Consider the following 24480-nt stretch of genomic DNA (forward strand, 5'->3'; position numbering starts at 1 on the left):
CCTATTTTTAGTCCCACGTTTGGCAAAGTTCAGTAATGGCCATCTTTGGTAGAGCAAGTGCAAATAAACCAGTGGAATTTGTGCTTGCTCTCGATATCAAGTTCATTATTAAAGGTAAATAACCATGGAACGCAAACTTACCCATACCGCAATCGCCCTAGCTGTGAGTAGTGTTTTTGCCGCGAGTGCATCGGCTGAAATCATCATTTCGCAATACGTAGAAGGCGGCAGCTACAATAAAGCCATTGAGATCGCTAATACTGGTGACAGCGCGGTTTCTCTTGACGGCTTCTCGCTTGCCAAATCAAGTAATGGTGGTGGTATTTGGGATACGAAAATAGACTTGACTGGTAAAACACTTAACGCAAAAAGCGTTTGGGTGTTAGCTAACTCAAGAGCCAGTGATGCAATTAAAGCACTAGCAAATCAGCAAGACGGAGCAGTAGCTAACTTTAATGGTGACGATCCGATTGCGTTACTAAACGCGCAAGGTGAAGTACATGACATGTTTGGTGTTATGGGCGATGTTGATTTTGCTAAAGATAAAACTTTTATCCGTAAAGATGAAGCAATGACGTCAAATGCTTCTTATGATAAAGCACAGTGGAATGAACTTGTTAAAGATGACATCACAGGCCTTGGATCTTTAGGATATGATGCGCCAGAGCCGCCACCAGCCTTTACTTGTACCGATGATAGTGCTGCTCCAACGTTTACCTCTATTCAAGCCATTCAGGGGGATGGTGATCGTTCGCCACTAATACCTGACGGGAAATTTGAATCAGAGCAAGATATCTTTGTTACTGGTGTCGTTTCAGCTGTTACGAAAAGCATTACTAAAGGCTTCTACTTGCAAGCCCTAGAGGATGACTACAACGCTAAAACATCCGAAGGTCTCTTTGTAGAAACAGGCAGTTCAGATACTGGCTTATCCCCTGGCGATGTGGTGTGTGTGAAAGGTAAGGCGCATGAGCTGTTTAACCGAACGCAATTGAAATCAGATGCTAATAGCTTTGTTAAGCAAAGTTCGCAAGCTGCGCCAACAGCGGTAGAGTTTGTTGTTGCCGATAGTGAAACATTGCATCAAGCGTTAGAGCGTTACGAGGGCATGAATGTAGAGCTGTCAGCAGACTCCAAGTTGTTCGTCACTCGAAACTTTAGCTACGACTATGCAGGTCGTCGAAATAACATGGTATTGGCTCATGAGAAGCCACTGATGAAGCCAACTCAAGTTTTCGCCGCTGAAAGCGCACAAGCAACCGATCTGGCAAAGAAAAATGCAGTAAGCCAAGTTTACCTAGAGTCGGATTATAAAGCCGCTTCTGGCGAAATACCGTACTATCCTGATTTTGCTAAAGATACAGACCAAGACGGCAGTTCAGAAAACCACATTCGTTTGGGTTCTCGCGTGGAAGGCCTACAAGGGGTTGTAGATTACAGCTATGGCCAATATCGTCTAATCGCGACTAATACAGCAACTAAAGATACTTTTGTAACAAAAGCTGTTGATGCTCAAGGTAACACAATTTTTGATGTGACCCGTAAAGCAGCACCGGAACTGACGAATGCTGATATACGCATTGCTAGTTTCAACGTACTGAACTACTTCAATAGCCACAGCAGTATTGGTGGGCCGCTGAATGCATCTTGTAGTGATCAGGCAGATGCTGATGCCTCAAGAGGTTGTAACCGTGGTGCTAAAGTGAATGATGAGTTTTTGCTTCAAAAAGCAAAAATTATAAAAGCACTAGCTGCAATGGATTCTGACATTATCGGCTTGATGGAAGTTGAAAACAATGGCTTTGGAGATGGTAGTGCACTTAAAGATCTAACCGATGGCCTAAACGCGACAATTGATGACGTTAAAAAGCACTACAGCTATGTAGAAATCAAAAAAGCGGACATGACCAAGGGTGAGTTCTTTGGTAGCGACGCCATTATGGTAGCCATGCTATACCGTGCTGACAAAGTAGTACCAAAAGGCAAAGCGAAAGTTATTGTTACTCCTGAGCAGCATGTCCCTGCGGATGTGTTAACACGAACGAAAGAAGACGGAACGCAAGAGTCAAATACTGCGCTTTCTAAATATCAGCGTCATAGCCTGCTACAAACCTTTACTGCAAAAGGTAGTACCGTACCGCTGTCGGTTGTTGTTAACCACTTAAAATCAAAAGGCTCTCACTGTATTGAGCAGTGGCAGAGTTTTGAAGAGAAATCTGATCCAGCAGATCTACAAGGTAAGTGTAATCGCTTCCGTACTTCAGCAACTAAGGTACTAGGCGATAGCCTTAAATCAGTTAAAGGTGATGTGCTGATTATTGGTGATTTGAATGCTTATGGCATGGAAGATCCTGTTCTTACTCTAACTGACTACTCTGAAGCGAAATATGATCGCGAGATCCGCACAGCTTCATTTACTACATTAGGTAAAGATGACGCTGGTGAAAACAAACCTTATGAAGCCGCGGGTAGTGTCGTAACGAAAGGTTTTGGTTACATTAACTTGAATACTAAGTTCCACGGAGCGGATACGTTCTCTTATACGTACGGCGGTGAGCAAGGTAACTTGGATCATGCTTTAGCAAATCCATCGCTGGCTAACAAAGTAACCTCAATTACAGACTGGCATATCAATGCGTCAGAAAGCACAATGTTTGAGTATTCATCTAAGTATACGGGCAAGATGCCAAAGTACGCAGATGTGTTCTCGGCATCGGATCATGATCCAGTGATCATTGCTCTTGATTACGCGAAATCGAATAAGATCAAATTACCTGCTAAAGGCGAAAAGCTGAAGGTTGAGTATTACTTACCTGAAGAGGCTGTTGTTGGAGATGTTGTGACGGTTCGTTTAGCGAAGAAAAGCCAAGCGGCATTAAAAGCAATGGCTGCTTCTGATGATCTAACAGCTTCAACCACTTTAACTCAACCAGATGTTGATGCAGGTGTTGTACAAGTTAGCTTTGATAAAGAGCCAGAAAAAGCCAGTTATGTTATGACTCAAGAATTGGCTGACAGTGCGGGTACCGTGAAATCAACAGTTTCTGCAGACGTCACTATTAGTGAAGCCGCTACAGAAAACGTTGAAAGCAGTTCGAAATCAGGTGCATCATTTGGTCTAAGCGGTTTATTTGCTCTGTTCGGCTTTGGCTTCCTACGCCGTCGTACTCACAAATAGATTAGCCATAAGTCATACAAGCTAACTTAAGGCTATCTGTAAACAATTAAGGTCAACTTAGGTTGGCCTTAATTATTGGCGAAATGCAGTTTCCACTTGCCTTTCGCCATGGGTGTTGCACAATACCGCCCCTATATCTCCCAATCATTTAGTATTTAGCAAACGATTTCGACCCATGTTACTTATCATCGATAACTACGACTCTTTTACCTATAACTTGTATCAGTATTTCTGTGAGTTAGGGGTCACTGTAAAAGTTGTTCGCAACGATGAGATTGATATTGCGGGTATTGAATCGCTGAATCCTAACCATCTTGTTATCTCGCCAGGTCCTTGTACGCCTGATGATGCGGGAATCTCTCTACAAGTGATTGAACACTTCGTGGGTAAACTGCCGATCTTAGGTGTGTGTCTTGGTCATCAAGCCATTGCTCAAGTGTTTGGTGGTGAAGTAGTGCGAGCCAGACAAGTGATGCACGGTAAAACCTCTCCAATACGCCACAATGGCAAGAGCGTCTTTCAAGGGCTTAATAACCCTCTAACTGTGACACGTTACCATTCCCTAGTGGTGAAAAATGGCACGCTTCCTGACTGCTTTGAACTGACGTCTTGGACGGAATTTGAAGATGGCAGCATGGATGAGATCATGGGTTATCAACACAAAACCTTGCCGATTGATGCGGTGCAATTTCACCCTGAGTCGATTAAAACAGAGCAAGGACACCAGCTTCTCGCTAACTTCTTAGCGCGTTGATTGTTTAAATTCGACCGTTTCTCCGCCTAAATAAGCCAGTTAAACCTGTTAGTCCATTCGTTAAGCGTTTAAATTCGGGCGCTACGCGTCTCTTACTCCTCTGACGCTGATCACTTTTTATAACATTTCTCCCTCTTGAGGCTAAGTTTTTAGCCTATGCAAAATTATTCGCCTTATTTCGTCTCGAACCCAATATACCGCAATGCCAGTAAGGCTTTGCCGTTGCAGGTTATACGTTTAGGTAAAAAAAGCTTCATAAAACAGATTAATTGATGCATAAATAGTCATAGGTAGTGACGTTTAGCTGGTTGTTAGGGATAGCTAAAGAATAATCTACTATTGAAAACGTTAATTAAATGTAAATATAATGCTGCAGCGGGATTATGGCGAGAGAAAATATCTTTGTCTCACTTATGAACCAGTACGCTTATTTGCGAAGCTTGCGGTATCGAAAAGGAATGTACGATGACAGTGGAAAAAAAAGTAGAACGTAGTCTGTTTAATGAGGTGATGGTGCCTTGTTATAACCCAATGGAAATGATCCCGGTAAAAGGGGAAGGCGCACGCGTTTGGGACCAACAAGGCCGAGAATATATCGACTTTGCTGGTGGTATCGCTGTGAGCTGTTTGGGTCACTGTCACCCAGCAATGGTTAACGCAGTTACTGAGCAAGCAAACAAGATTTGGCATTTAAGTAATGTGATGACTAACGAACCTGCATTGCGTCTAGCGAAGAAGCTAACCGACGTATGTTTTGCAGAAAAAGTATTCTTTGCCAACTCTGGTGCAGAAGCGAACGAAGCTGCATTGAAGCTAGCTCGTCGTTGGGCAGCGGATGTGCACGGTCCTGAGAAGTCTGAAATCATTGCATTCAAACAAGGTTTCCACGGTCGTACTTTCTTTACTGTAACTGTGGGTGGTCAAGAGGCTTACTCTGATGGCTTTGGTCCTAAACCGGGCGATGTAACTCACTTGCCTTACAACGATATTGCCGCGCTAGAAGCGCACATCTCAGATCGCACATGTGCAATCATGATGGAACCTCTGCAAGGCGAGGGCGGTATCATCTCTCCAACATCTGAGTTCGTGAACACGGTTCGTGAACTGTGTGACAAGCACAATGCGCTGCTTATCTTTGATGAAGTGCAAACAGGTAATGGCCGTACGGGTAACTTTTACGCTTACCAAGGCCTAGGTGTGACACCTGATATCCTAAGTACAGCGAAATCACTAGGTGGCGGCTTCCCAATCGGTGCAATGCTAACGACCACCGAACTCGCGACACACTTAAAAGTCGGTACGCACGGTTCTACTTACGGCGGCAACCCACTGGCGTGTGCCGTTGCTGAAGCGGTTGTTGATGTGGTTAGCCAACCTGAAACGCTAGCTGGCGTGAAAGAACGTGAAGCAATGTTCCGTGATGGTTTAGCTAAGATTAACGACAAATACCAAATATTCAGTGAAGTTCGCGGTAAAGGCCTATTGCTAGGTGCTGCACTTAATGAAGCGTGGCAAGGTCGTGCTCGTGATGTATTAGTAGCAGCAGGCGAACAAGGCTTGATGGTACTGGTTGCGGGTGCAAATGTGGTTCGTTTCACGCCATCACTGGTTATCACTACACAAGAAATTGAAGAAGGTTTATCAAAACTAGACAAAGCAATCGCTACGCTAGTTTAGCCTGAGCGGCGTCATAGGAATGATCGCCATTAGAGCGATCCCATGACGTACTGCTAAAGGCCCAAGATTCTCGTTTTGGGCCTGTTTTGCATCTGGAGGGAATATTGATGTTAGTTGTTCGCCCAATAAAATTATCTGATTACAATGCGTTGCATACCTGCGCGGTTGAGTCTGGTCACGGATTCACATCTCTTCCGGTTAACGAAGAACTGTTAACCAACCGAATTACTCATTCTGAATACAGCTTTGCTAAACAAGACGTGACTGAACCTGGTGATGAAGGCTACCTAATGGTTGGCTTTGATACCGAAACCGGAGAAGTCGCAGGTACCACAGGTATCGAAGCCTCAATTGGCTGGGATGTTCCGTTTTACTCTTACCACATCAGCAAAGTGGTTCACTCATCGCAAAAGCTTGGCGTGAATAACGTCGTGAAGCTACTGACTTTCGGCAATAACTACACCGGATGCAGTGAGATCTGCACACTGTTCTTACGCCCGGCTTTCCGTGGTGGATTGAATGGTCGTTTGATGTCTAAGTGTCGCTTCTTGATCATGTCTGAACACCCAGAGCGTTTTTCGAAAACGATTTTTGCTGAGATGCGTGGTGTATCGGATGCGGAAGGTAACTCACCTTTCTGGCAATGGCTGCAAGAGCACTTCTTCTCGATTGATTTTACGCTTGCCGATTACCTAACGGGTATTGGTAAGAAAGGCTTCATTGCTGACCTAATGCCGAAGTTACCTATCTATGTGAACTTGCTGAGCAAAGAAGCTCAGGCGGTGATTGGAGAGGTTCATGACAATACGCGCCCTGCACTTAAGTTGTTGGAACGTGAAGGTTTCACCAACCGTGGTTATGTCGACATCTTTGATGGGGGCCCAACGGTTGAGTGTGATCTAAGAAATATCGAATCAGTGCGTCATGCGATTCGAGCTCAAGTGACAATTGCAGAGCATTCAAGCTCTAAAGACTTCCTCATTGGTAATACCTCGTTTGAGAACTTCCGCGCAGTAGCCGCGAAAGGCGCGTATGACCAAGCTAGCGACACAGTGATTTTATCATCTGAAGTAGCAAGCGCTCTTGAAGTAAAAGAAGGCGAATTCGTTCGCATGTTGGCTCAATAAGAGCGGCGATTATCTGTCGAAGATTTTAAGGATAGAAGTATGACTCAGTGGATAGCAGGACAGTGGGTGGCAGGTCAAGGCGACGCCATGACATCAGTAAGCCCATACAATAATGAAGTCGTGTGGCAAGGCGATAGTGCAACACCAGCACAGGTTGAATCTGCAGTAGTAGCAGCGCGTGACGCTTTCTTAGTTTGGAAAAAATTGAGCTTTGCAGAGCGTGAAGCGATCGTGTTGAACTTTGCTGAGAAGATAAAAGAGAACAGCGAAGAAATTGCACAGATTATTGCAAAAGAGACGGGTAAACCGATTTGGGAAACTCGCACTGAAGCGGGCGCGATGGCGGGTAAAATTGCTATCTCTATTCGTGCTTACCACGAACGTACGGGTGAAGCTTCACGTGAAGCCGCAGGCAACCAAATCGTACTGCGTCATCGCCCATTAGGCGTAATGGCGGTATTTGGTCCTTACAACTTCCCTGGTCACCTACCTAACGGTCATATTGTTCCAGCTCTACTATCGGGTAATACAGTGGTATTTAAGCCGTCAGAGCAGACACCTTGGACGGGTGAGTTTGCGATGAAACTGTGGCAAGAAGCAGGCCTTCCAGCTGGCGTGATTAACTTAGTGCAAGGCGCTAAAGAAACTGGTATCGCACTGGCGGATGCTAAAGGCCTTGATGGCGTGCTATTCACGGGCAGTGCTAATACCGGTCATATCCTTCACCGTCAGTTCGCAGGTCAACCGGGCAAGATGTTGGCGCTAGAGATGGGCGGCAACAACCCTATGGTGATCACTGACCAATTTGGTGATGCTGACGCGACGGTTTATACCATTATCCAGTCGGCCTTCATCAGTGCGGGCCAACGTTGTACATGTGCACGTCGCTTGTATGTACCAGTAGGAGACAAGGGAGATCAGCTGCTTGATAAGCTCGTTGCGGCTACCTTGAAGATTCGTGTTGATCAGCCATTCGCTGAGCCAGCACCCTTCATGGGCCCACAAATCTCTGAAGCTGCGGCTAAGTTCATTCTGGACGCGCAAGCTAATCTGCAATCGCTAGGTGGTGTAAGCCTAGTCGAAGCAAAAGCGGGTGAAGCGGCGTTTGTTTCTCCGGGCATTATTGATGCAACCAACATTGCTGAACTGCCAGATGAAGAGTATTTCGGTCCATTACTGCAAGTGGTTCGTTACCAGTCACTAGAGCAAGCGGTTGAACTGGCTAATGACACACGTTTTGGTTTGTCTGCAGGCTTAGTTTCAACAGACGATTCAGAGTGGGAATACTTCGTTGACCATATCCGAGCGGGCATTGTTAACCGTAACCGCCAGCTAACAGGCGCAAGTGGTGATGCACCATTTGGTGGTCCTGGTGCTTCAGGTAACCTGCGTCCAAGTGCTTACTACGCGGCTGACTACTGTGCTTACCCAATGGCGTCAATGGAAGGTGGTGAGACTCAACTGCCAGCTACGTTTAGCCCAGGTATTGAGCTGTAGTTTTGGCTTTTAAGCTATAGCTTGATGAATCACAAGCTTATGAGCTCTAGGTTCATGAATAACAGATTCATTGGTTAATTGTGTAATAAGGAAGTGGTGTTATCGCTTCCTTTTTCCATCACGTCCGACACCTAGATTGGGCGGTAGATAATAATAGAACAAGTATGTCACAGGCTGATGGCTGCTGACTCTGTGTCCAGCCTCTCCCTCTCTAATCCAAATTACTAGCTTGCTAGAACCTCTGACAAGGAGTCACCATGACGCCCGATCTACTCTTTAAATCACTATGGGACGATTACATTCACAGGCTTTGCCCATCGGCTGAGAAAGTTCATCATCTGCTGAAAGAAGACGAAGCCCTGATTAATGATCATATTGCACTGCGAACTTTCAATGTTGCACCGCTAGGTATTGAAACATTGGCTAAGCCTTTCCTTGAATTAGGCTACAAGGCTTGTGGCGACTACTTGTTTGAGAGCAAGAAGTTAGTGGCTAAGCACTACGAGCACCCAGACCCAAACCAACCGAAAGTGTTCATTAGTGAGTTGAAGGTAGAAGAGTGTTCAAGTGACCTGCAACAGATCGTTGCTAAGTTGGTTGAGCAAGTTGACGCAAGTAAGCTTCAAGGTCATGAATTCTTGTTTGGTGGTCGTCTTTGGGATTTGAACTTCGCAGATTTCCAAGTGCTAGCAAAAGAGAGTGAATACGCGTCTTGGTTAGCGGCTCATGGTTACGGTGCAAACCACTTTACGGTGAGTGTGAACCAGCTTAATGAGTTCGATGAAGTACAGACTGTGAATGACTATTTGAGTGATTCAGGTTTCACTATCAATGCATCTGGCGGTCAGGTTAAAGGCTCTCCAGAGGTCTTATTAGAGCAATCATCTACAATGGCAGACAAAGTCCCAGTTTCATTTGTTGAAGGCAACGAGGTGATTCCTGGTGGCTTCTACGAGTTCGCTAAGCGTTATGCGATGGCGAATGGTGAGCTTTATACAGGATTTGTTGCAGCATCGGCTGACAAGATCTTTGAGAGCACCAACGGTTAAAGAAAGATATGAGCACGGGCTTTACCCTAAAGATGCGAGTACGCTTCGCTTCGAGGAAGTTTACAAATAGGATTCAGTGAGTTCTTCTCGTATCTCGCATCTGCTCTCTAGATCTTTAGAAAACAAAAAAGCCACCAAATTTGCATTTGGTGGCTTTCAAATTTTTGGCTCAGTTAATCGAGATTAACGAGTGCCGTATACCACGATAGTTTTACCGTGTGCAGAAATTAGGTTCTGCTCTTCTAGCATCTTCAAGATACGACCTACTGTCTCACGAGAACAACCAACAATCTGGCCAATCTCTTGACGAGTGATCTTGATTTGCATGCCGTCAGGGTGAGTCATTGCATCTGGCTGTTTCGCTAGGTTAAGTAGCGTTTGAGCGATACGACCTGTTACGTCAAGGAACGCTAAGTCACCAACCTTTTGGCTAGTTACTTGTAGACGATTTGCCATTTGCGCTGAAAGGCGCATTAGGATATCTGGGTTCACTTGGATAAGTTGACGGAATTTCTTGAAAGAAATTTCAGCTACTTCACAAGGAGATTTTGCACGAACCCATGCAGTACGCTCTTGGTCTTCTTCGAAGAGGCCAAGTTCACCAATGAAGTCACCTTGGTTTAGGTAAGAAAGAATCATTTCCTTACCTTCTTCGTCTTTGATAAGAACTGCCACAGAACCTTTAACGATGTAGTACAAGGTTTCTGCCTTTTCACCAGCATGAATCAAAGTACTTTTTGAAGGGTACTTATGAATATGACAGTGTGAAAGGAACCACTCTAATGTTGGATCGGTTTGGGGTTTACCTAGAACCATAATATCTTACTTCCTCTGCAGGGTATGCTTGCCGCTTTCCGTATTTTAGCTAAGCCTGGATTGACTTGTAGGATAAGAGCACTCGTTGAGCGCTGCAAGCTATCTTGTGTTTCGTTTAAGAATAGTATCCTTTTTCAGGTACTATTTCTTGATTTTAATCGTGACCAAGCTACGATTTTTTACGCAAAATTGTGCACATGATCACGGTATGAAAAGTAATCAACCAGAATGGCGTCTTGTTAACCTATTTTTCCGGTTTCGATGAGCTGTTGTAGGATGGGCCTTACAATGAGCTCCATAGCAAAACTCATCTTGCCGCCTGGCACCACAAGCGTGTTGTGGCGTGACATAAATGAGCCATCTATCATAGCCAGAAGGTAGGGGAAATCGACGTTTTTGATGCCACGCAAACGTATAACCACGAAGCTTTCGTCTAAACTTGGAATCCCTTTAGCGTTAAGTGGGTTCGATGTATCTACGGTTGGGACACGCTGGAAGTTGATGTGAGTACGCGAAAATTGTGGGGTGATGTAATTAAGGTAATCATCCATTGAGCGAACAATGGAATCCATTACTGCTTCGCGTGAGTGGCCACGATCGCGTGTGTCACGAACGAATTTTTGGATCCACTCAAGGTTGACGATTGGCACCATGCCGATCAGCAAGTCGACGTGCTGTGAGACATTGATGTCGCCATCTACCACGCCACCATGAAGACCTTCGTAGAACATCACATCGGAATTTTCGGGGATCTCTTGCCATGGCGTAAAGGTGCCCGGCATTTGATTGTAAGGCACGGCTTCATCGAAGGTATGTAGATAGCTACGGACTTTACCGGTACCTTCATTACCGTATTGACGGAAGAACTCTTCTAATGCGCCAAAATCGTTGGCTTGTGGACCAAAGTAGCTGATGTGCTTACCTTGCTCGCGAGCCTTACGGATCTCGACATCCATCTCTGGTCGAGTGAAGCGATGGAAACTATCCCCTTCAACCCAAGCGGCCTTCACGTCCATCATATTGAACATTTTTCGGAAGGCTTCTGAGGTAGTGGTGGTGCCGGCTCCTGATGAACCCGTCACCGCAATAATTGGATGTTTAGCGGACATGACAACCCTTGTCTTTTGAGTAACTTACTTGTTAGCAATCGTTTACCACTATAACACGGCTCCTTTATGAGCGCAGCCTAGAAGCGTTTTGTGACTTGAATATCAACGGTTTCATGCAGCTCAGAAAACACGATGCTGACTTCCTTTGAGGCTAATTGATGTTTCACTTGATCAATCTTGTTTTGCAGTGAAACCTCTACGTCGCCGTAGTCTGTGCCTTCACGCAGCACGAATTCTTTAATGAGGTTTTCCAGTGTTTCTGGCGCAATGTCTTGCCATGGGATGATCATAAATACTTCTCTCTTTTATGTTCATAAATAGGTTTATTGATGTGTTGATTACTGTGTTTAGTGACGTCTACTACTCAGTCCTTAAAAAAGGCTCGGCCATTATGCCGAATCTTGGATACTTTCATAGTAAGCAGGTAATGCTTCTTCTAACCAAAACCTTGGTTTGAGCGTGCTACCGGTAATGAACCCCACATGGCCGCCTTTTTGAAACAGGCGATAGTCGATGTTGTCAGGTAACACGAACTTTGGAATTACGTCGTCTGTCATAAACGGATCGTCTTTGGCATGGATGATCTGAGTCGGTAGCTTAATCTTATTAAGTTTAGGAAGTGCTGAGCACTGAGCATAGTAGTCCTGAGCATTCTTGAACCCGTGCAGAGGCGCAGTAATCCGTTCATCAAACTCATACAGCTTGTCTATCTTCTTAATGGTTTCGGCGGTGATACCGAGCTTTTCTTGCAGCAGCTTAATCTTTTTCAAGGCATTCGATTTGAGAGAGTTGAGCAGGTACTTTTTATAGAGCTTAGAGAAACCTCGCTCAATACGACTAGAGCAACAAGCCAGATCAAAAGGTGCAGAGACAATCGTCGCCGCCGACAGCAATGGGTCGTCCGCGTATTCAGCCAAATAGTTCGCCAGCATGTTACCGCCCAAAGAGATACCAACCGCTACCTTAGGGTTATTGGGAAACTGGGCGTGTAGATGTCTTAGGAAAAAGCGCGCATCTTCGACTTCACCAGAATGATAAGCGCGAGCCAAGCGATTTGGTTTTCCGCTGCAACCTCTAAAGTGCATCATCACTGATAGCCAACCATCTTTAGCAAAGGCATTCATCAGTCCGTTGGCATAAGGGCTCTCAAAGCTTCCCTCTAAGCCATGGAATAGAACGAATATCGGCTTGTTACTTCGAGCATCATTACTTGAGGTGTCACCCTCTGGTGATTCGCTCCAAGCAAGATCGAGAAAGTCACCGTCGGGTGTTTCTAAGGTTTGCCATTGAGGGGCAAACAATGCCTGCTTTCTAATAAATCGTGGCACCAAGGTTTGTAAGTGCGGATTCGATAGGCCAGCGGCTGCGGTAAATATTGTCATAAAAACAGTCCATGCTTCTTTTATGGGCTTTGATAAAGTGTTGAGCTTTTAGCGAAACGCCCACGTTTTTATTTGAGCTTGGTTGATTCTCGGTATAAGCGCAAGGGTTTCACTGATACGGGCTACAAAAACAAGGCGTAGGTAACTAGTTGAATATTGTCGAGATTGAGCTTCAAACATATTGCCAGTCATGCGCGCCACTCCCGTGTGAAAACGAAGAGCGATACTACCAAGGTAAGCTTGGATCTTGATTGAAGATAAGAGAAAGGAAACGCGTTAGGGTTGAGGTGCTGGTTCAGAAAAAGCGTCGTAGAGGTTTTCAGCCCCTAATAAGCGACAGTATTGAAAAGCGAGTGGTGATTGTTGGTTAGCCGTAAGCTGAAGAGAATTAATGCAGTCGACGAGATCAGATTGCTGTTGCTTCTCTAACTGCAGTTCAAATTGGAGCGCTTCACGGTAGAGGGAATCGACGACTTGAGGTTTGAGATGCTTACGCAGCTCTCGATAGCTATGAAGCAGGGTTTCAGAGCGGCTTAAGCACTGTTGTACCTTGTGCCACTCTTCTTCGGCAAAAGACAATTGCTGCTCATCAAGCCATTTGAGAAGCAGCAGTAGATTGACGTTGCCGTGGAACTGGTTTTGCAAAGCTAGGCACGCATCCTTTACACCGCGCACACTGTAATACTGAAGGCTAAATTGCCATAGTCGTTCCAGTGTTAGTGATATTGGGGCGTGCTCTGGGCTCATAAGCTATCCATATCCTGTTCCATCTGCTCAAGCTCTTCTTGAGTGGACATCCAATCCATTTCAACTTCTTCTAGCTGTGACTTACTGCTCGCTTGGAGAGCGAGTACTTTATTCAGTTTAGCCTTATTTTCAGCTTCATACAGTGAAGTGTCGGATAATTCTTGCTCAGCTTCTTCGAGAGATAGCGTTAACTTATCCATCTGCTTTTCAAATTGAGTCAGCTTTTTACGAAGTGGTGCCGTCAGTTTACGGAACTCTGCTTCTTTACGTTTCTGCTCTTTTTTCGCTGCTGCACTGTTGGCGCCGTCTTTTGCTGGTGCCAATGCTTGTGCTTCTTTGCGCTCAACTTTCTGTTGTTCGGTTAGCCACTTGTAGTAATCGCTTAGATCACCATCAAACGGTGCAACTTGACGGTCGTGCACAAGGTATAAATCATCAGTAGTCGCACGAAGTAGGTAACGGTCGTGCGATACGATAACCATCGCGCCTTCAAATGTCTGTAGGGCGAAGGTCAACGCCTGACGCATGTCGAGATCCAAGTGGTTGGTTGGTTCATCGAGTAGCAACAGGTTTGGTTTTTGCCATACCAGTAGCGCTAATACCAAGCGCGCTTTTTCGCCACCCGAAAATGGCGCGACTTTATCGAGTGCTTTTTCACCTTGGAAGCCAAAGCTGCCTAGATAATCACGCAGTTGTTGTTCTGTGTGTTTAGGCGCAATCTGCATCATGTGTTGCAGTGGCGTTTCTTCTGGATGCAGCGTCTCTAATTGATGCTGAGCGAAGTAACCCATCTTAACGCCTTGCGAATAGCTCAGCTCACCACCTTGCTGTTTCAGTTCGCCTGAAAGCAGCTTGATTAGTGTCGACTTACCCGCACCGTTTCGACCAAGCAGACCGATACGGCTACCCGGAACAAGGTTAAGGCGAATCTTTTCTAGAATCAGGTTGTCGTCGTAACCTGCCGATACTTCATCCATCATCATGATTGGATTTGGTAGCGCGTCCGGCTCTCTAAATTCAAAACTGAATGGGTTATCAAACTGAGCGGGCAGCACTTGTTCCATTTTCTCTAGTGCTTTAATACGGCTTTGCGCTTGGCGAGCCTTTGATGCTTTGTAGCGAAAACGGTCAATGTAGCTCTGCATGTGAGACATTTGTTTCTGCTGCTTTTGGAACATTGCCTGCTGCAGGATTAACTTTTGCGCTCGTTGGGTTTCAAACGATGAGTAGTTACCGGTGTATTCATTGAGCTGCTGGTTTTCAACATGCACGATGCGGTTGACGATAGGATCTAAGAAGTCTCTATCGTGCGAGATAAGAACGAGTGTGCCTGGGTAGTTTTGTAACCAGCGCTCTAGCCACATTACTGCGTCTAAATCCAAGTGGTTGGTAGGCTCATCGAGTAGCAGTAAGTCACTGCGACATAGAAGGGCTTGCGCTAAGTTCAAACGCATACGCCAACCACCCGAGAACTGGGTTAGGTTCCATGTCATTTGCTCTTGGCGAAAGCCTAGGCCATCCAATAACTCGGCAGCACGTGCTTTGATGCTGTAACCACCAATGGTTTCAATCTTGCCGTGGATCTCTGCGACTAATGTGCCGTTGTCGGCTTGTTCCGCTTTCTCTAGTTGATCTTCAAGGCCACGGTATTCACGGTCGCCATCAATCACGTATTCAATGGCTGTTCTTTCTAATGCTGGTGTTTCTTGAGCAACCCAAGCCATTTCCCAATGAGCTGGTTTACTGAATGAGCCAGCATCAATAGACAGTTCGTCCTTGATTAGGGCGAATAGCGTAGATTTACCACAGCCGTTTTTACCAACCAAACCGATCTTGTCGCCAGGATGAAAAGTCGCAGATGCTTGGTCGAGGAGTGGCTTACCACCGCGGAGCAATTGAATATCAGAGAAAGTAATCATAATTGAAATAGCATAGAAATTAGAGGTGAACAGACGCCTGCATAGTAGGCTGAAACCAGATAAAAGTCGATCACAATGCAATTTGCGTTATGATGCCAATAACATATTAATAACTTTTGCTTAAATTCTTGTGGCCTTGCCACCGTTTAGCCCTCAAAGGAATGTTTCAAAGGAATGAGTAATACTCCCTCGACAGACAAAGCCGTGCCAAAGGTGTTAATAATCTACGCACACCCAGAGCCGCACACCTCTATTGCTAATCAAATGATGGTTAAAAAGGTCGAGTCGCTCGGTCATGTCAAAATTCACGATCTCTACGCCATCTACCCAGACTTCTTTATCGATGTGCCTTATGAGCATGATTTACTCCTAGAGTACGATGTGATTGTGTTCCAGCATCCTCTGTTTATGTATTCCTGTCCTTCGTTATTGAAGGAGTGGTTTGATCGTGTGTTAGGAAAAGGATTTGCATTCGGTGAGCAGAGTGCGCTTAAAGGCAAACACTGGCGCAGCGTTATTACTACCGGTGGTAAAGAAGAGGCGTTTGGCGCCGCAGGCTATAATAAATATCCATTACAAGAGATCTTGCAACCATTCGAGCTAACCGCTGCTTTGTGTCAGATGCACTGGATATCCCCCTTAGTTTTACACTGGGCGAGAAATGTTTCGGATATGACGCTTTACCAACACGCAGAAGCGTATCGAAATTGGTTGCGAGACCCGCTACAAGATATAGGAGCGAATGATGGCTCTGACTAATGATTTTCTACAAAGTAGCGTTATATTTTTAGCGGCTGCTGTGGTTGCGGTTCCTATCGCGCAGCGAGCTGGCTTAGGTTCAGTACTCGGCTATCTATTAGCTGGCGTGGCGATTGGCCCGTGGGGGCTTGGTTTAATCAGTGATGTAGAGGCGATTCTACACTTCTCCGAATTTGGGGTGGTGCTGCTGCTTTTCTTGATTGGCTTAGAGCTTAACCCTAAAAAACTGTGGCAGATGAGGGCGCCTATTCTCGGACTCGGTGGCGCGCAAGTGCTGATCACCACTCTGATTATTACCGCCATCGCCTGTTTGTTCGGATTAACTTGGCAAACCAGCCTCGTAATAGGTATGGGTTTAGCGCTGTCTTCGACAGCCATTGCCTTACGTGTTATTGAAGAGAGGGAGCTCGGCGGTAAAGAAGCGGGGCAGTCAGGCTTTGCAGTACTACTTTTCCAAGATATTGCCGTTATTCCAATGCTAGCGATGTTGCCTCTACTTGCGGGTAATACGGGCGGCAGTTGGGCTGACATGCTGTGGATGCTAGGTGGTGTCATTGGCTTGCTTGTCGGTGGTCACTTCTTATTGAGACCACTGTTCCGATACGTAGTCATGAGTGGCGTACGTGAGTTGTTCACGGTCGCGGCGCTGTTATTAGTGATTGGTATTGCCGTCATCATGCAGCAGATTGGTTTGTCGATGGCACTGGGTACTTTCTTAGCGGGCGTACTTCTGGCTGAAAGTGAATATCGACATGAGCTTGAAATCGCCATAGACCCATTCAAAGGGTTACTGCTTGGTCTGTTCTTTATCTCGGTGGGTATGGCGGTAAATCTAGGTTTACTGGCAGAAAGTCCATTCGCAATATTGATCGCGGTGTCGTCTCTAGTCGTATTGAAGGGCCTAGTGCTGTATGCGCTGGCTCGTATCTTCGGTACTCAAACTAAAGCGCGCAGCCGTATGGCGATGATTCTCAGCCAAGGTGGTGAATTCGCTTTCGTTATTTTTACCGCGGCGAGTGCACAAGGCATCTTAAGCGGCGACCAAGTGTCGTTCTTACTGGTTGTTGTGAGCCTTTCTATGGTAACCACGCCATTGATGCTTAAGCTGCAAGATCGCTTCTTTGCTCGTCAACTCAATCAAATCAGTGAAAGCGCGATGTCTTCGGATGTGGTTGATCGCAGCCCTCGAGTGATTATTGCGGGCTTTGGCCGTTTTGGTCAGATCATTGGACGTCTAATGTATGCCAACAAGATTCGCATCACCGTCCTTGAAAGTGATGCCAGCCAAATCCATATCCTTAGAAAATTCGGCTACAAGGTATTCTACGGTGACTCAACTCACCTTGAACTATTACGAGCTGCGGGAGCGGATAAGGCCGAAGCCATTGTGCTGTGTACCGACTCTCCGGACGAAATCATGAAAACCGTGGATTTGTGTAAGCAGCATTTCCCGCAGTTGAAGATCTTAGCGCGTGCTCGAAGCCGTGTTGAAGCGTATCAATTACTTAATCATGGTGTAAGCAACTATTCTCGTGAAACTTTCCTTGGGGCTCTCGATTTAGGTCGTCAAACATTGACTGAACTTGGTATGCATCCATATAAAGCGAAGCGAGCAGAAGCACATTTTAGGAAATTGGATAATGGTATGCTCAAAGAGTTGCTTCCTCAGCATAGCGAAGATGCCGAGTTAGCTCAGAGAGCGAAAGAAGCTCGTAAAGAGCTTGAAGAGATCTTTGGACATGAGATGGAAAATGATCACCAATCTAGAAACTATTGGCAATAGCCTGAGCTTAGAGCTTAGAGCTTAGAGCTTAGAGCTTAGAGCTTAGAAGTTAGAGTTAATCGCTTGAGCTTAGCTCTGTAGTTGCTCTTAAAAACTGTAACTTAAAGAACCAATCTAATAATAAACGCGGTCTCTGCTTAGTCTCGAATAGAGCATGTGGGAAGAACTGCGAATCCAGAGTAGTAAAGGATATGAACGTGAAACAGAAAAAACGCTTTATCGCAGGGGCGAGCTGCCCAAGCTGCAAGACTCAAGACACACTCCGCTGGTGGGTTGAAAATAACATCGAGCTGGTGGAATGCGTCGATTGTGACTTCACAGAGCAGCGCAAACCGAAAACTGTAGAGAAATCTGAACACGCGAATCAAGAAATGATCGGTATTTTTAAGCCAGAATGATTGAGTTTCGTTAATTGATCCCCATAATATCCCGGTACAGAATTTTTCCTAAGCTCAACTGTTCGAGCTTAGTCCAAACCTCCTTGGAGCTCTCATGAAAATTGAAAAGAACGTAGTAGTTAGTGTTGCATATCAAGTGAAACTTGAAGATGGCGTAGTAGTTGACCAATCAACTGCAGAAGCTCCACTAGATTACCTTCACGGTCACAACAACCTAATTACAGGTCTTGAAAAAGAGCTTGAAGGCAAAGTAGCTGGCGACAAGTTCTCAGCAACGGTTACTCCAGAAGACGCTTACGGCGAGCACAACGATGACTTAGTTCAACGTGTTCCTGCAGACGTATTCCAAGGTGTTGAGCAAATCGAAGTTGGCATGCGTTTCCTAGCGGATACTGACCAAGGTCCAATCCCAGTTGAAGTGACTGAAGTAGATGGCGACGAAGTTGTTGTTGATGGTAACCACATGCTAGCTGGCCAAACTCTAACGTTTGACGTTGAAGTTGTAGCCGTTCGTGAAGCGACTGAAGAAGAAGTTCAACACGGTCACGTACACCAAGAAGGCGGCTGTGGTAGCCACGGTCACGACCATGATCATGACCACGAAGGCGGTTGTTGTGGTGGCGAAGGCCATGACCACGCTGAAGAGAAAAAAGACGGCTGCTGCGGCGGCGGTAGCTGTGGTTCTCACTAATACCGAATTAACGGTTTAGTTTAAGAATATTGAAAGCCTCCCTTGTGGAGGCTTTCTTCGTTTTGGAGTCTCGCTTTTTGAGCTGACTTTTAATCTAGCGAACTAAGTATCCGTAAATCTAAACACCCGCAAATCTAAGCATCCGCAAATCTAAGCATTCGTAAAAAGTTTGGTTTTCGCTATCAGACATCAAACCATGGATGTGGTATTGATAGCACAACATTATAAGACGACGTCAGTGGAGAGTTTGCATGTCACAGCCTTTTTCAATTGCCATTCATGGTGGTGCAGGAACTATCTTGCGAGAGCAAATGAGCGATGAATTAAAAACGGGTATTACCGAGGCTTTGGAGAAGTCGGTTTTGGCTGGCTATCAAGTTTTGCTATCGGGTGGCGATGCGTTGGATGCAGTGGTTGCGTCAGTCAAGGTGATGGAAGACAGCCCGCATTTTAATGCCGGTAAAGGCTCTGTTTTAACTCATGATGAATTTGTTGAGATGGATGCTTCTGTGATGCACGGTCGCGAAATGGATGCGGGTGCTATTGCCGGTGTCCGCCATATCAAAAACCCCATTGAGCTTGCGCGTGATGTGATGCTTAAAAGCGATCATGTGCTGTTGATTGGTGAAGGCGCAGAGAGGTTTGCGTTTGAGCATGAGTATATCTTCACCGAGCAAGATTACTTCTTTACTGAGCGTCGTTATGACCAACTTCAGTCGATGAAAGAGAAAGGTATCTTTGCTTTGTCTGAAGCCAAATACGATGAGCAACAAGCTCAAAAATACCCAGATGATAAAAAGTACGGCACGGTTGGCGCTGTCGCATTAGACCAAGCCGGTAACTTAGCGGCAGCAACCAGTACCGGTGGCGTAACCAATAAAAAATACGGTCGTGTGGGAGATTCTCCAATCATCGGTGCAGGCACTGTTGCTGAAAATGGCAACGTGGCCGTATCAACGACAGGAATGGGCGAGTTCTTTCTACGTAAAATGGTTGCCAGTGATGTAGCAGCACGAATGCGTTATCTCAAAGAAGATGTGCACACGGCTTGTGAAACTATCATTCAAGGTGAATTGAAAACCATGGGCGGAGAAGGTGGCTTGATTGCTATTGATGGCCAAGGTGATATTCACTTCGGTATGAACAGTTCAGGGATGTATCGTGCGAGTGTTGATACGAACGGCTGCGTGGAAGTGAAGATTTATGCCGATGACTAAGATTGTATTGGCTTAATTGGCTTTAGCTTATTCACTCAGGTGAAATAAACAAAAGGGCGGCAGATGAGTATCTGTCGCCCTTTTAGTTTGCAGATTTCTAGCGATACACGTCACTAGAATCAATTCGTCATTTTGAACGGCGCTTAATAGTGTGGAGGTGGCGTCTCTTCTGATGCATCAGCGAGGTTTGAGCCATCCATATTTTTCACTTTACCCACTACGAACTTCATTTGATCTTGCATTCTCGTGATCAACATCTGTTGTTGGCTAAGCGCTTCATTGAGTTCTTCAATGGTCTGTTCTTGGAAAGCCAACTGACATTCTAGGTCATTCACGCGGCTTTCTAGTTGTTCAATTCGCTTTTCTGTCATCGTTCTTAATCCACATTCCAAGCTTGGGCGATGCCCGCAGAGGTGCCCGATATCACACGGTTCTTTTCATCAAAGGCTGCATCATACACTACCGCACGGGGAGGGCGAGCATCTTTTAATGGCTCGGCATCGTGACGAGAAATGCGTTTTCCATCTTGAGTATTCCACACACTCACTTGGCTTGATGGCGTACCCGTCACCAACATACTGCCGTCGTCAGAAAAGCGAGCACTCGAGAATATCAGCTGTCGAGACCAGCTCTGCAATTGCGCTTGAGGTTCACCTGTTTCCAAATTCCAGATCATCGCTTGGTTGCCGCCATCGGAAGTAAAAGCCAATTCTCCATCCCGTTGGAGTGCAACTCGTACTACTCTTTGTTCATGCTCGAAGGTACGTAACACCAAGCCTGATTCGGTATCCCAAAGATAAGCTTTGTAGTCGTTGCCGCCTGATAATGCGTAGTGGCCATTAGAAGAGAGGGAGACGGAATTAACTTTTTCTCGGTGAGCAAGGAACTCAAGACGGCGTCCGGTGACTAAGTCCACATAGATAGCTTTGCCATTAGACAGGCCAAGTAAGACTTTTTCACCATTACTGGATATGTCGACATCGCGAATTAAGCCATCGGAAATAGACCAAAGCCCTTCAGCTTGAGTCCAAGATAAGTCCCAAACGGCGAAATTCATCTGGCTGGCGGTAATCGCAAAGCGGCCGTTGTCAGAGATGCGGATACGCGATACTTGGTTTTCTGATTGATCTTGTGGGCCGAGCTGAGCGAGTTCTTTATCTTGGACGAGGTCCCAGAGTAACAGTTGTTTTTGCTGAGAGTAGAGCAGGGCGAAGCGTCCATCTCTGCTTAGGGCAAAGCTGGTGGCACCATTGGGTTCAATTTCCCAACGTTGCTCATCATCTTGAAAGAAAAAGCAACCATTTAACAAGGTGATGACAATCGTACATAGCAATGAGTGGAAAAATATTCGCATCACATCTAATAATCCGGTTTGTGTCGAAAGACATATGACTAGTATATTGTTATAACTAACGTATTCACACCAATCTAATCATTAGATTTGTGCACAATAACCAATGGCTTGGCCATTAATTGGAGAATTCAATGAAATCAGTTTTAAAAGTATCACTGCTTGCCGCAACGGTTATGCTAGCAGTTGGTTGTCAGAAAGAAGAACCAAAGGCAGAAGCTCCACAGGTAGAAGAAGCTAAAGTTGCAGCAGTAAACTTTAAAACAGAAGATGACAAAGCGGCATACGCAATCGGTGTATCTTTCGCGAACTACCTAAGCACAAGCATTGATAAGCCAAGCGAGCTAGGCATTAACCTAGACAAAGATATGGTTCTTCAAGGTATCGAAGACGTATTCGCAGAGAAAACAGCACTTAACGAAGAAGAAACTCGTGCAGCTCTAGAAGCTCTAGACAAGCGTGTTGCTGAAACAATGCAAGCACAAGCGGCAGAAAAATCTGCAGAAGTGAAGAAAGCCGGTGATGATTTCCGTGCTGAGTTCGCTAAAACTGAAGGCGTTAAGCAAACTGAATCTGGTCTACTTTACCAAGTAATGACGGCTGGTGAAGGTGCTTCTCCAAAAGACACTGATACCGTTCAAGTACACTACAAAGGTACGCTAACAGACGGTACTCAGTTCGACAGCTCTTACGATCGTGGCGAACCAGCAACATTCCCACTAAACCGCGTAATCCCAGGTTGGACTGAAGGCGTACAACTGATGCAAGTTGGTTCTAAGTACAAGTTCGTTATCCCGCCAGAGCTAGCATACGGTGAGCAAGACACACCGACTATCCCTGCTAACTCAACGCTAGTATTCGAAGTTGAACTACTAAAAATTGATAACGCTGAAGCGGCTCCTGCTCAGTAATATCAGCTAAAAGTTTTATTCTAAAATACGTTGATTGAATAAAAAGCCTAACTCTGAGTTAGGCTTTTTTTATGATTTGAAGGTGAGTATTTGATTTTTAAACTTGTTCTAAATCACTAGTTGCAATGTTAGCTAGGTGTGCAATTAAAATTTTCTGATAAACTTACATAAATTTGTTGATTTTTCACACGAAGGTAAGGAATAAGTGACTACTACAGAAACAGTCAATGCAGATGTGTTACTTGAAATGGAATCAGTCCACGTTATGCCATTCAGTGAACACGATAAAATCATTCTAAGATCTTATGAGGCCGTGGTTGACGGTATTGCGAGTCTTATCGGTCCGTTTTGTGAAATCGTTTTACACTCTTTAGAAGACCTCAATACTTCTGCGATTAAAATTGCCAACGGCGAAAATACAGGTCGTCAGGTTGGTTCGCCGATCACCGATCTCGCATTGAAGATGCTGAAAGATATTGAAGGTTCTAAACGTAACTTCTCACGTTCATACTTTACTCGCGCTAAAGGCGGAGTATTGATGAAGTCGATCACGGTTGCTATCCGCAATGGTGAAGACCGAGTGATTGGTTTGTTGTGTATTAACGTAAACTTAGATGCGCCATTCTCACAAGTACTGCAATCTTTCATGCCTACGCAAGATGCGGACGAAGCAGCATCATCAGTAAACTTTGCGAGTGATGTGGAAGAGCTTGTCGACCAGACGGTTGAACGCACCATTGAAGAAATCAATGCCGACAAATCAGTATCGAACAATACTAAGAACCGTCAAATCGTGATGGAGCTTTACGACAAAGGTATTTTCGATATTAAAGACGCAATTAACCGTGTTGCTGAGCGATTGAACATCTCTAAGCACACCGTATACCTATACATCCGACAACGTAAAACAGAGGATGAAGAGGGTTGTTAAGCTATACACTTTTAGTTAATGGACCTGTCTACGGTTCACAGTCGGCAAGAAGTGCTTACCAGTTTGCAGTGGCTCTTATTAATCAGGGCCACAAACTTCACAGTGTATTCTTCTATCAAGATGGCGTCAGTAATGGCTCTGACCTTACCGTACCTGCTAATGATGAATTCGACCTGGCTTCCGCTTGGCAAAAACTGGCGGATGAGCACAATGTTAGCCTTGAAACGTGTGTTGCTGCTGCGCTTAGACGCGGAGTGATCAGCACGGATGAAGCAACGCAACATCAATTGAGTGCATCTAACTTGGCGGCTGGGTTTACCCAAGCTGGGTTAGGGAGCTTATCTGAAGCACTTTTGACGCAAGATAGGGTTGTACAGTTTTGAGTAAATTGGCTTTTGTATTTAACACTTTTCCTCATACGACGGCAGCGGGCAGAGAAGGGCTAGACGCACTGCTAGCGGCTTCAGCCTATAGTGAAGACATTACCGTGTTCTTTGTCGGTAATGGCGTTACACAGCTTCTCAAGGCTCAACAGCCTGATGAATCCCTATCACGTGACTATATTTCTGCATTCAAGCTTATGGACCTCTACGACATCGAGCAGGTTTACGTGTGTCAACATAGCCTCAATCAGTTTGGTCTTTCGACCGATAACTTACTGATCGATGTGACTGCGCTAGAAGTGAATGAGTTGACGCAGAAGTTAGCTCAGAGCCAAAAAATACTGACTTTCTAGGGAACGTTATGCTTCATATTGTAAAATCAGTAGACAAACTCAAGCTTGCATTGGCGTACTCGCAACAAAAGGATCACATCCTTTTGGTTGAAGATGCGGTGTATGTTTGCCTTCCAAATCATGAGTTATTCAATCAAATCTCAACCGTTGAACATGTGTCGGTATTAAAAACAGATCTCGATAGCCGAGGTTTACAACAACTTGCTTCAAGCACTCTGGAACAAGTGGACTTCGACGGATTCGTCAAACTAACGGTTTTGAACGACAAATCAGTAACTTGGTAGCTGCGTTTTGTCAGTATGGTTAAAAAAATACCATCCTGAGCTCTAGACGGCTAAAAAAGATCTGTATATTTCTTGACACACATCCCACTGCTGAATAGAATTTTGCGTCCCTATTTACACTATGTGTAATAGGGCTAGATTTTTCATCAAGCTTACTTTCAAGT

Annotated in this window: 24 protein-coding genes; 16 read left to right on the forward strand and 8 right to left on the reverse strand. The window is 45.3% G+C overall.

Translation table 11 applies throughout. The features are described from left to right. Positions 1-124 precede the first annotated feature (124 nt). The 6 genes from NX845_RS15190 to NX845_RS15215 all read left to right on the forward strand — a co-directional run bounded on the left by NX845_RS15190 (position 125) and on the right by NX845_RS15215 (position 9282). The gene (locus NX845_RS15190) at positions 125-3178 is read left to right on the forward strand and encodes an ExeM/NucH family extracellular endonuclease (RefSeq protein ID WP_017095849.1); all 3054 of its coding nucleotides are present in this window, start codon (positions 125-127) and stop codon (positions 3176-3178) included. A gap of 175 nt (positions 3179-3353) precedes the next feature. After that, entirely contained in the window at positions 3354-3932 is a 579-nt protein-coding gene (locus NX845_RS15195) for an aminodeoxychorismate/anthranilate synthase component II (protein ID WP_260256971.1), read from the forward strand. Positions 3933-4397: 465 nt separating this feature from the next. Continuing rightward, on the forward strand, positions 4398-5609 hold the full coding sequence (locus NX845_RS15200) for an aspartate aminotransferase family protein (RefSeq protein WP_004729655.1): 1212 nt from the start codon (positions 4398-4400) through the stop codon (positions 5607-5609). A 107-nt stretch (positions 5610-5716) separates the two neighbouring features. Then, on the forward strand, positions 5717-6736 hold the full coding sequence (gene astA, locus NX845_RS15205; RefSeq protein ID WP_102447449.1) for an arginine N-succinyltransferase: 1020 nt from the start codon (positions 5717-5719) through the stop codon (positions 6734-6736). A 39-nt stretch (positions 6737-6775) separates the two neighbouring features. Beyond that, complete coding sequence (gene astD / locus NX845_RS15210; protein ID WP_102490948.1) at positions 6776-8233, forward strand: succinylglutamate-semialdehyde dehydrogenase; 1458 nt, start codon at positions 6776-6778, stop codon at positions 8231-8233. A 257-nt stretch (positions 8234-8490) separates the two neighbouring features. Next, positions 8491-9282 carry a DUF1338 domain-containing protein gene (locus NX845_RS15215; RefSeq protein WP_065682845.1) on the forward strand — a complete coding sequence of 264 codons (792 nt, stop codon included), beginning with the start codon at positions 8491-8493 and terminating at the stop codon, positions 9280-9282. A 183-nt stretch (positions 9283-9465) separates the two neighbouring features. On the opposite strand, the gene crp is transcribed toward NX845_RS15215, so the two are convergent. The 6 genes from crp to NX845_RS15245 form a co-directional block, all read right to left on the reverse strand. Next, entirely contained in the window at positions 9466-10098 is a 633-nt protein-coding gene (gene crp, locus NX845_RS15220; protein ID WP_004729651.1) for a cAMP-activated global transcriptional regulator CRP, read from the reverse strand. Positions 10099-10337: 239 nt separating this feature from the next. Beyond that, positions 10338-11207 carry a phosphoribulokinase gene (locus NX845_RS15225; RefSeq protein WP_004729650.1) on the reverse strand — a complete coding sequence of 290 codons (870 nt, stop codon included), beginning with the start codon at positions 11205-11207 and terminating at the stop codon, positions 10338-10340. A gap of 77 nt (positions 11208-11284) precedes the next feature. After that, positions 11285-11497, reverse strand: a complete 213-nt coding sequence (locus NX845_RS15230) for a YheU family protein (RefSeq protein WP_004729649.1) — start codon at positions 11495-11497, stop codon at positions 11285-11287. 99 nt (positions 11498-11596) lie between these two features. Beyond that, positions 11597-12589 carry a hydrolase gene (locus NX845_RS15235; RefSeq protein WP_054542272.1) on the reverse strand — a complete coding sequence of 331 codons (993 nt, stop codon included), beginning with the start codon at positions 12587-12589 and terminating at the stop codon, positions 11597-11599. A gap of 276 nt (positions 12590-12865) precedes the next feature. After that, positions 12866-13336 (reverse strand): TIGR02444 family protein, encoded by a 471-nt coding sequence (locus NX845_RS15240; RefSeq protein ID WP_004729647.1) that lies wholly within the window; start codon positions 13334-13336, stop codon positions 12866-12868. After that, positions 13333-15255, reverse strand: coding sequence for an ABC transporter ATP-binding protein (locus tag NX845_RS15245; RefSeq protein ID WP_004729646.1), 1923 nt, complete (start codon positions 15253-15255; stop codon positions 13333-13335). Before NX845_RS15245 ends, NX845_RS15240 begins: the two co-directional genes overlap by 4 nt. A gap of 174 nt (positions 15256-15429) precedes the next feature. Between NX845_RS15245 and kefG the strand changes: the two genes are divergently transcribed. The 5 genes from kefG to NX845_RS15270 all read left to right on the forward strand — a co-directional run bounded on the left by kefG (position 15430) and on the right by NX845_RS15270 (position 20103). Beyond that, on the forward strand, positions 15430-16014 hold the full coding sequence (gene kefG / locus NX845_RS15250) for a glutathione-regulated potassium-efflux system ancillary protein KefG (protein WP_004729645.1): 585 nt from the start codon (positions 15430-15432) through the stop codon (positions 16012-16014). After that, on the forward strand, positions 16001-17797 hold the full coding sequence (gene kefB, locus NX845_RS15255; RefSeq protein ID WP_029224575.1) for a glutathione-regulated potassium-efflux system protein KefB: 1797 nt from the start codon (positions 16001-16003) through the stop codon (positions 17795-17797). Before kefG ends, kefB begins: the two co-directional genes overlap by 14 nt. Positions 17798-17994: 197 nt before the next feature. Beyond that, positions 17995-18195, forward strand: coding sequence for a YheV family putative zinc ribbon protein (locus NX845_RS15260; RefSeq protein WP_086048637.1), 201 nt, complete (start codon positions 17995-17997; stop codon positions 18193-18195). Between the two features lie 94 nt (positions 18196-18289). Continuing rightward, positions 18290-18886: a peptidylprolyl isomerase gene (gene slyD / locus NX845_RS15265; RefSeq protein ID WP_017083786.1), complete on the forward strand. Its 597-nt coding sequence runs from the start codon at positions 18290-18292 to the stop codon at positions 18884-18886. Between the two features lie 251 nt (positions 18887-19137). Next, a complete protein-coding gene (locus tag NX845_RS15270) occupies positions 19138-20103 on the forward strand; it encodes an isoaspartyl peptidase/L-asparaginase family protein (protein WP_061023556.1) in 966 nt (321 codons plus the stop codon). 143 nt (positions 20104-20246) lie between these two features. On the opposite strand, the gene NX845_RS15275 is transcribed toward NX845_RS15270, so the two are convergent. Together NX845_RS15275 and NX845_RS15280 are read right to left on the reverse strand one after the other, a co-directional pair. Continuing rightward, complete coding sequence (locus tag NX845_RS15275; protein WP_004729640.1) at positions 20247-20474, reverse strand: SlyX family protein; 228 nt, start codon at positions 20472-20474, stop codon at positions 20247-20249. Between the two features lie 5 nt (positions 20475-20479). Continuing rightward, positions 20480-21457 carry a WD40 repeat domain-containing protein gene (locus NX845_RS15280; RefSeq protein ID WP_065682846.1) on the reverse strand — a complete coding sequence of 326 codons (978 nt, stop codon included), beginning with the start codon at positions 21455-21457 and terminating at the stop codon, positions 20480-20482. Between the two features lie 131 nt (positions 21458-21588). Here NX845_RS15280 and fkpA point away from each other — a divergent pair, with 131 nt between their 5' ends. From fkpA to tusB, 5 genes are all read left to right on the forward strand, one after another. Further along, positions 21589-22365, forward strand: coding sequence for an FKBP-type peptidyl-prolyl cis-trans isomerase (fkpA, locus tag NX845_RS15285; protein ID WP_004729852.1), 777 nt, complete (start codon positions 21589-21591; stop codon positions 22363-22365). A gap of 205 nt (positions 22366-22570) precedes the next feature. Next, on the forward strand, positions 22571-23296 hold the full coding sequence (locus tag NX845_RS15290) for a transcriptional regulator (RefSeq protein WP_004729851.1): 726 nt from the start codon (positions 22571-22573) through the stop codon (positions 23294-23296). Further along, the gene (tusD, locus tag NX845_RS15295; RefSeq protein ID WP_017083781.1) at positions 23290-23679 is read left to right on the forward strand and encodes a sulfurtransferase complex subunit TusD; all 390 of its coding nucleotides are present in this window, start codon (positions 23290-23292) and stop codon (positions 23677-23679) included. Before NX845_RS15290 ends, tusD begins: the two co-directional genes overlap by 7 nt. Then, on the forward strand, positions 23676-24032 hold the full coding sequence (gene tusC / locus NX845_RS15300) for a sulfurtransferase complex subunit TusC (protein ID WP_017085994.1): 357 nt from the start codon (positions 23676-23678) through the stop codon (positions 24030-24032). The genes tusD and tusC overlap by 4 nt, the downstream gene beginning before the upstream one ends. An 8-nt stretch (positions 24033-24040) precedes the next feature. After that, positions 24041-24316, forward strand: coding sequence for a sulfurtransferase complex subunit TusB (gene tusB, locus NX845_RS15305; protein ID WP_017085995.1), 276 nt, complete (start codon positions 24041-24043; stop codon positions 24314-24316). Positions 24317-24480: the final 164 nt, after the last annotated feature.

The sequence above is a fragment of the Vibrio sp. NC2 genome, assembly GCF_025195005.1.
Taxonomy (GTDB): domain Bacteria; phylum Pseudomonadota; class Gammaproteobacteria; order Enterobacterales; family Vibrionaceae; genus Vibrio; species Vibrio splendidus.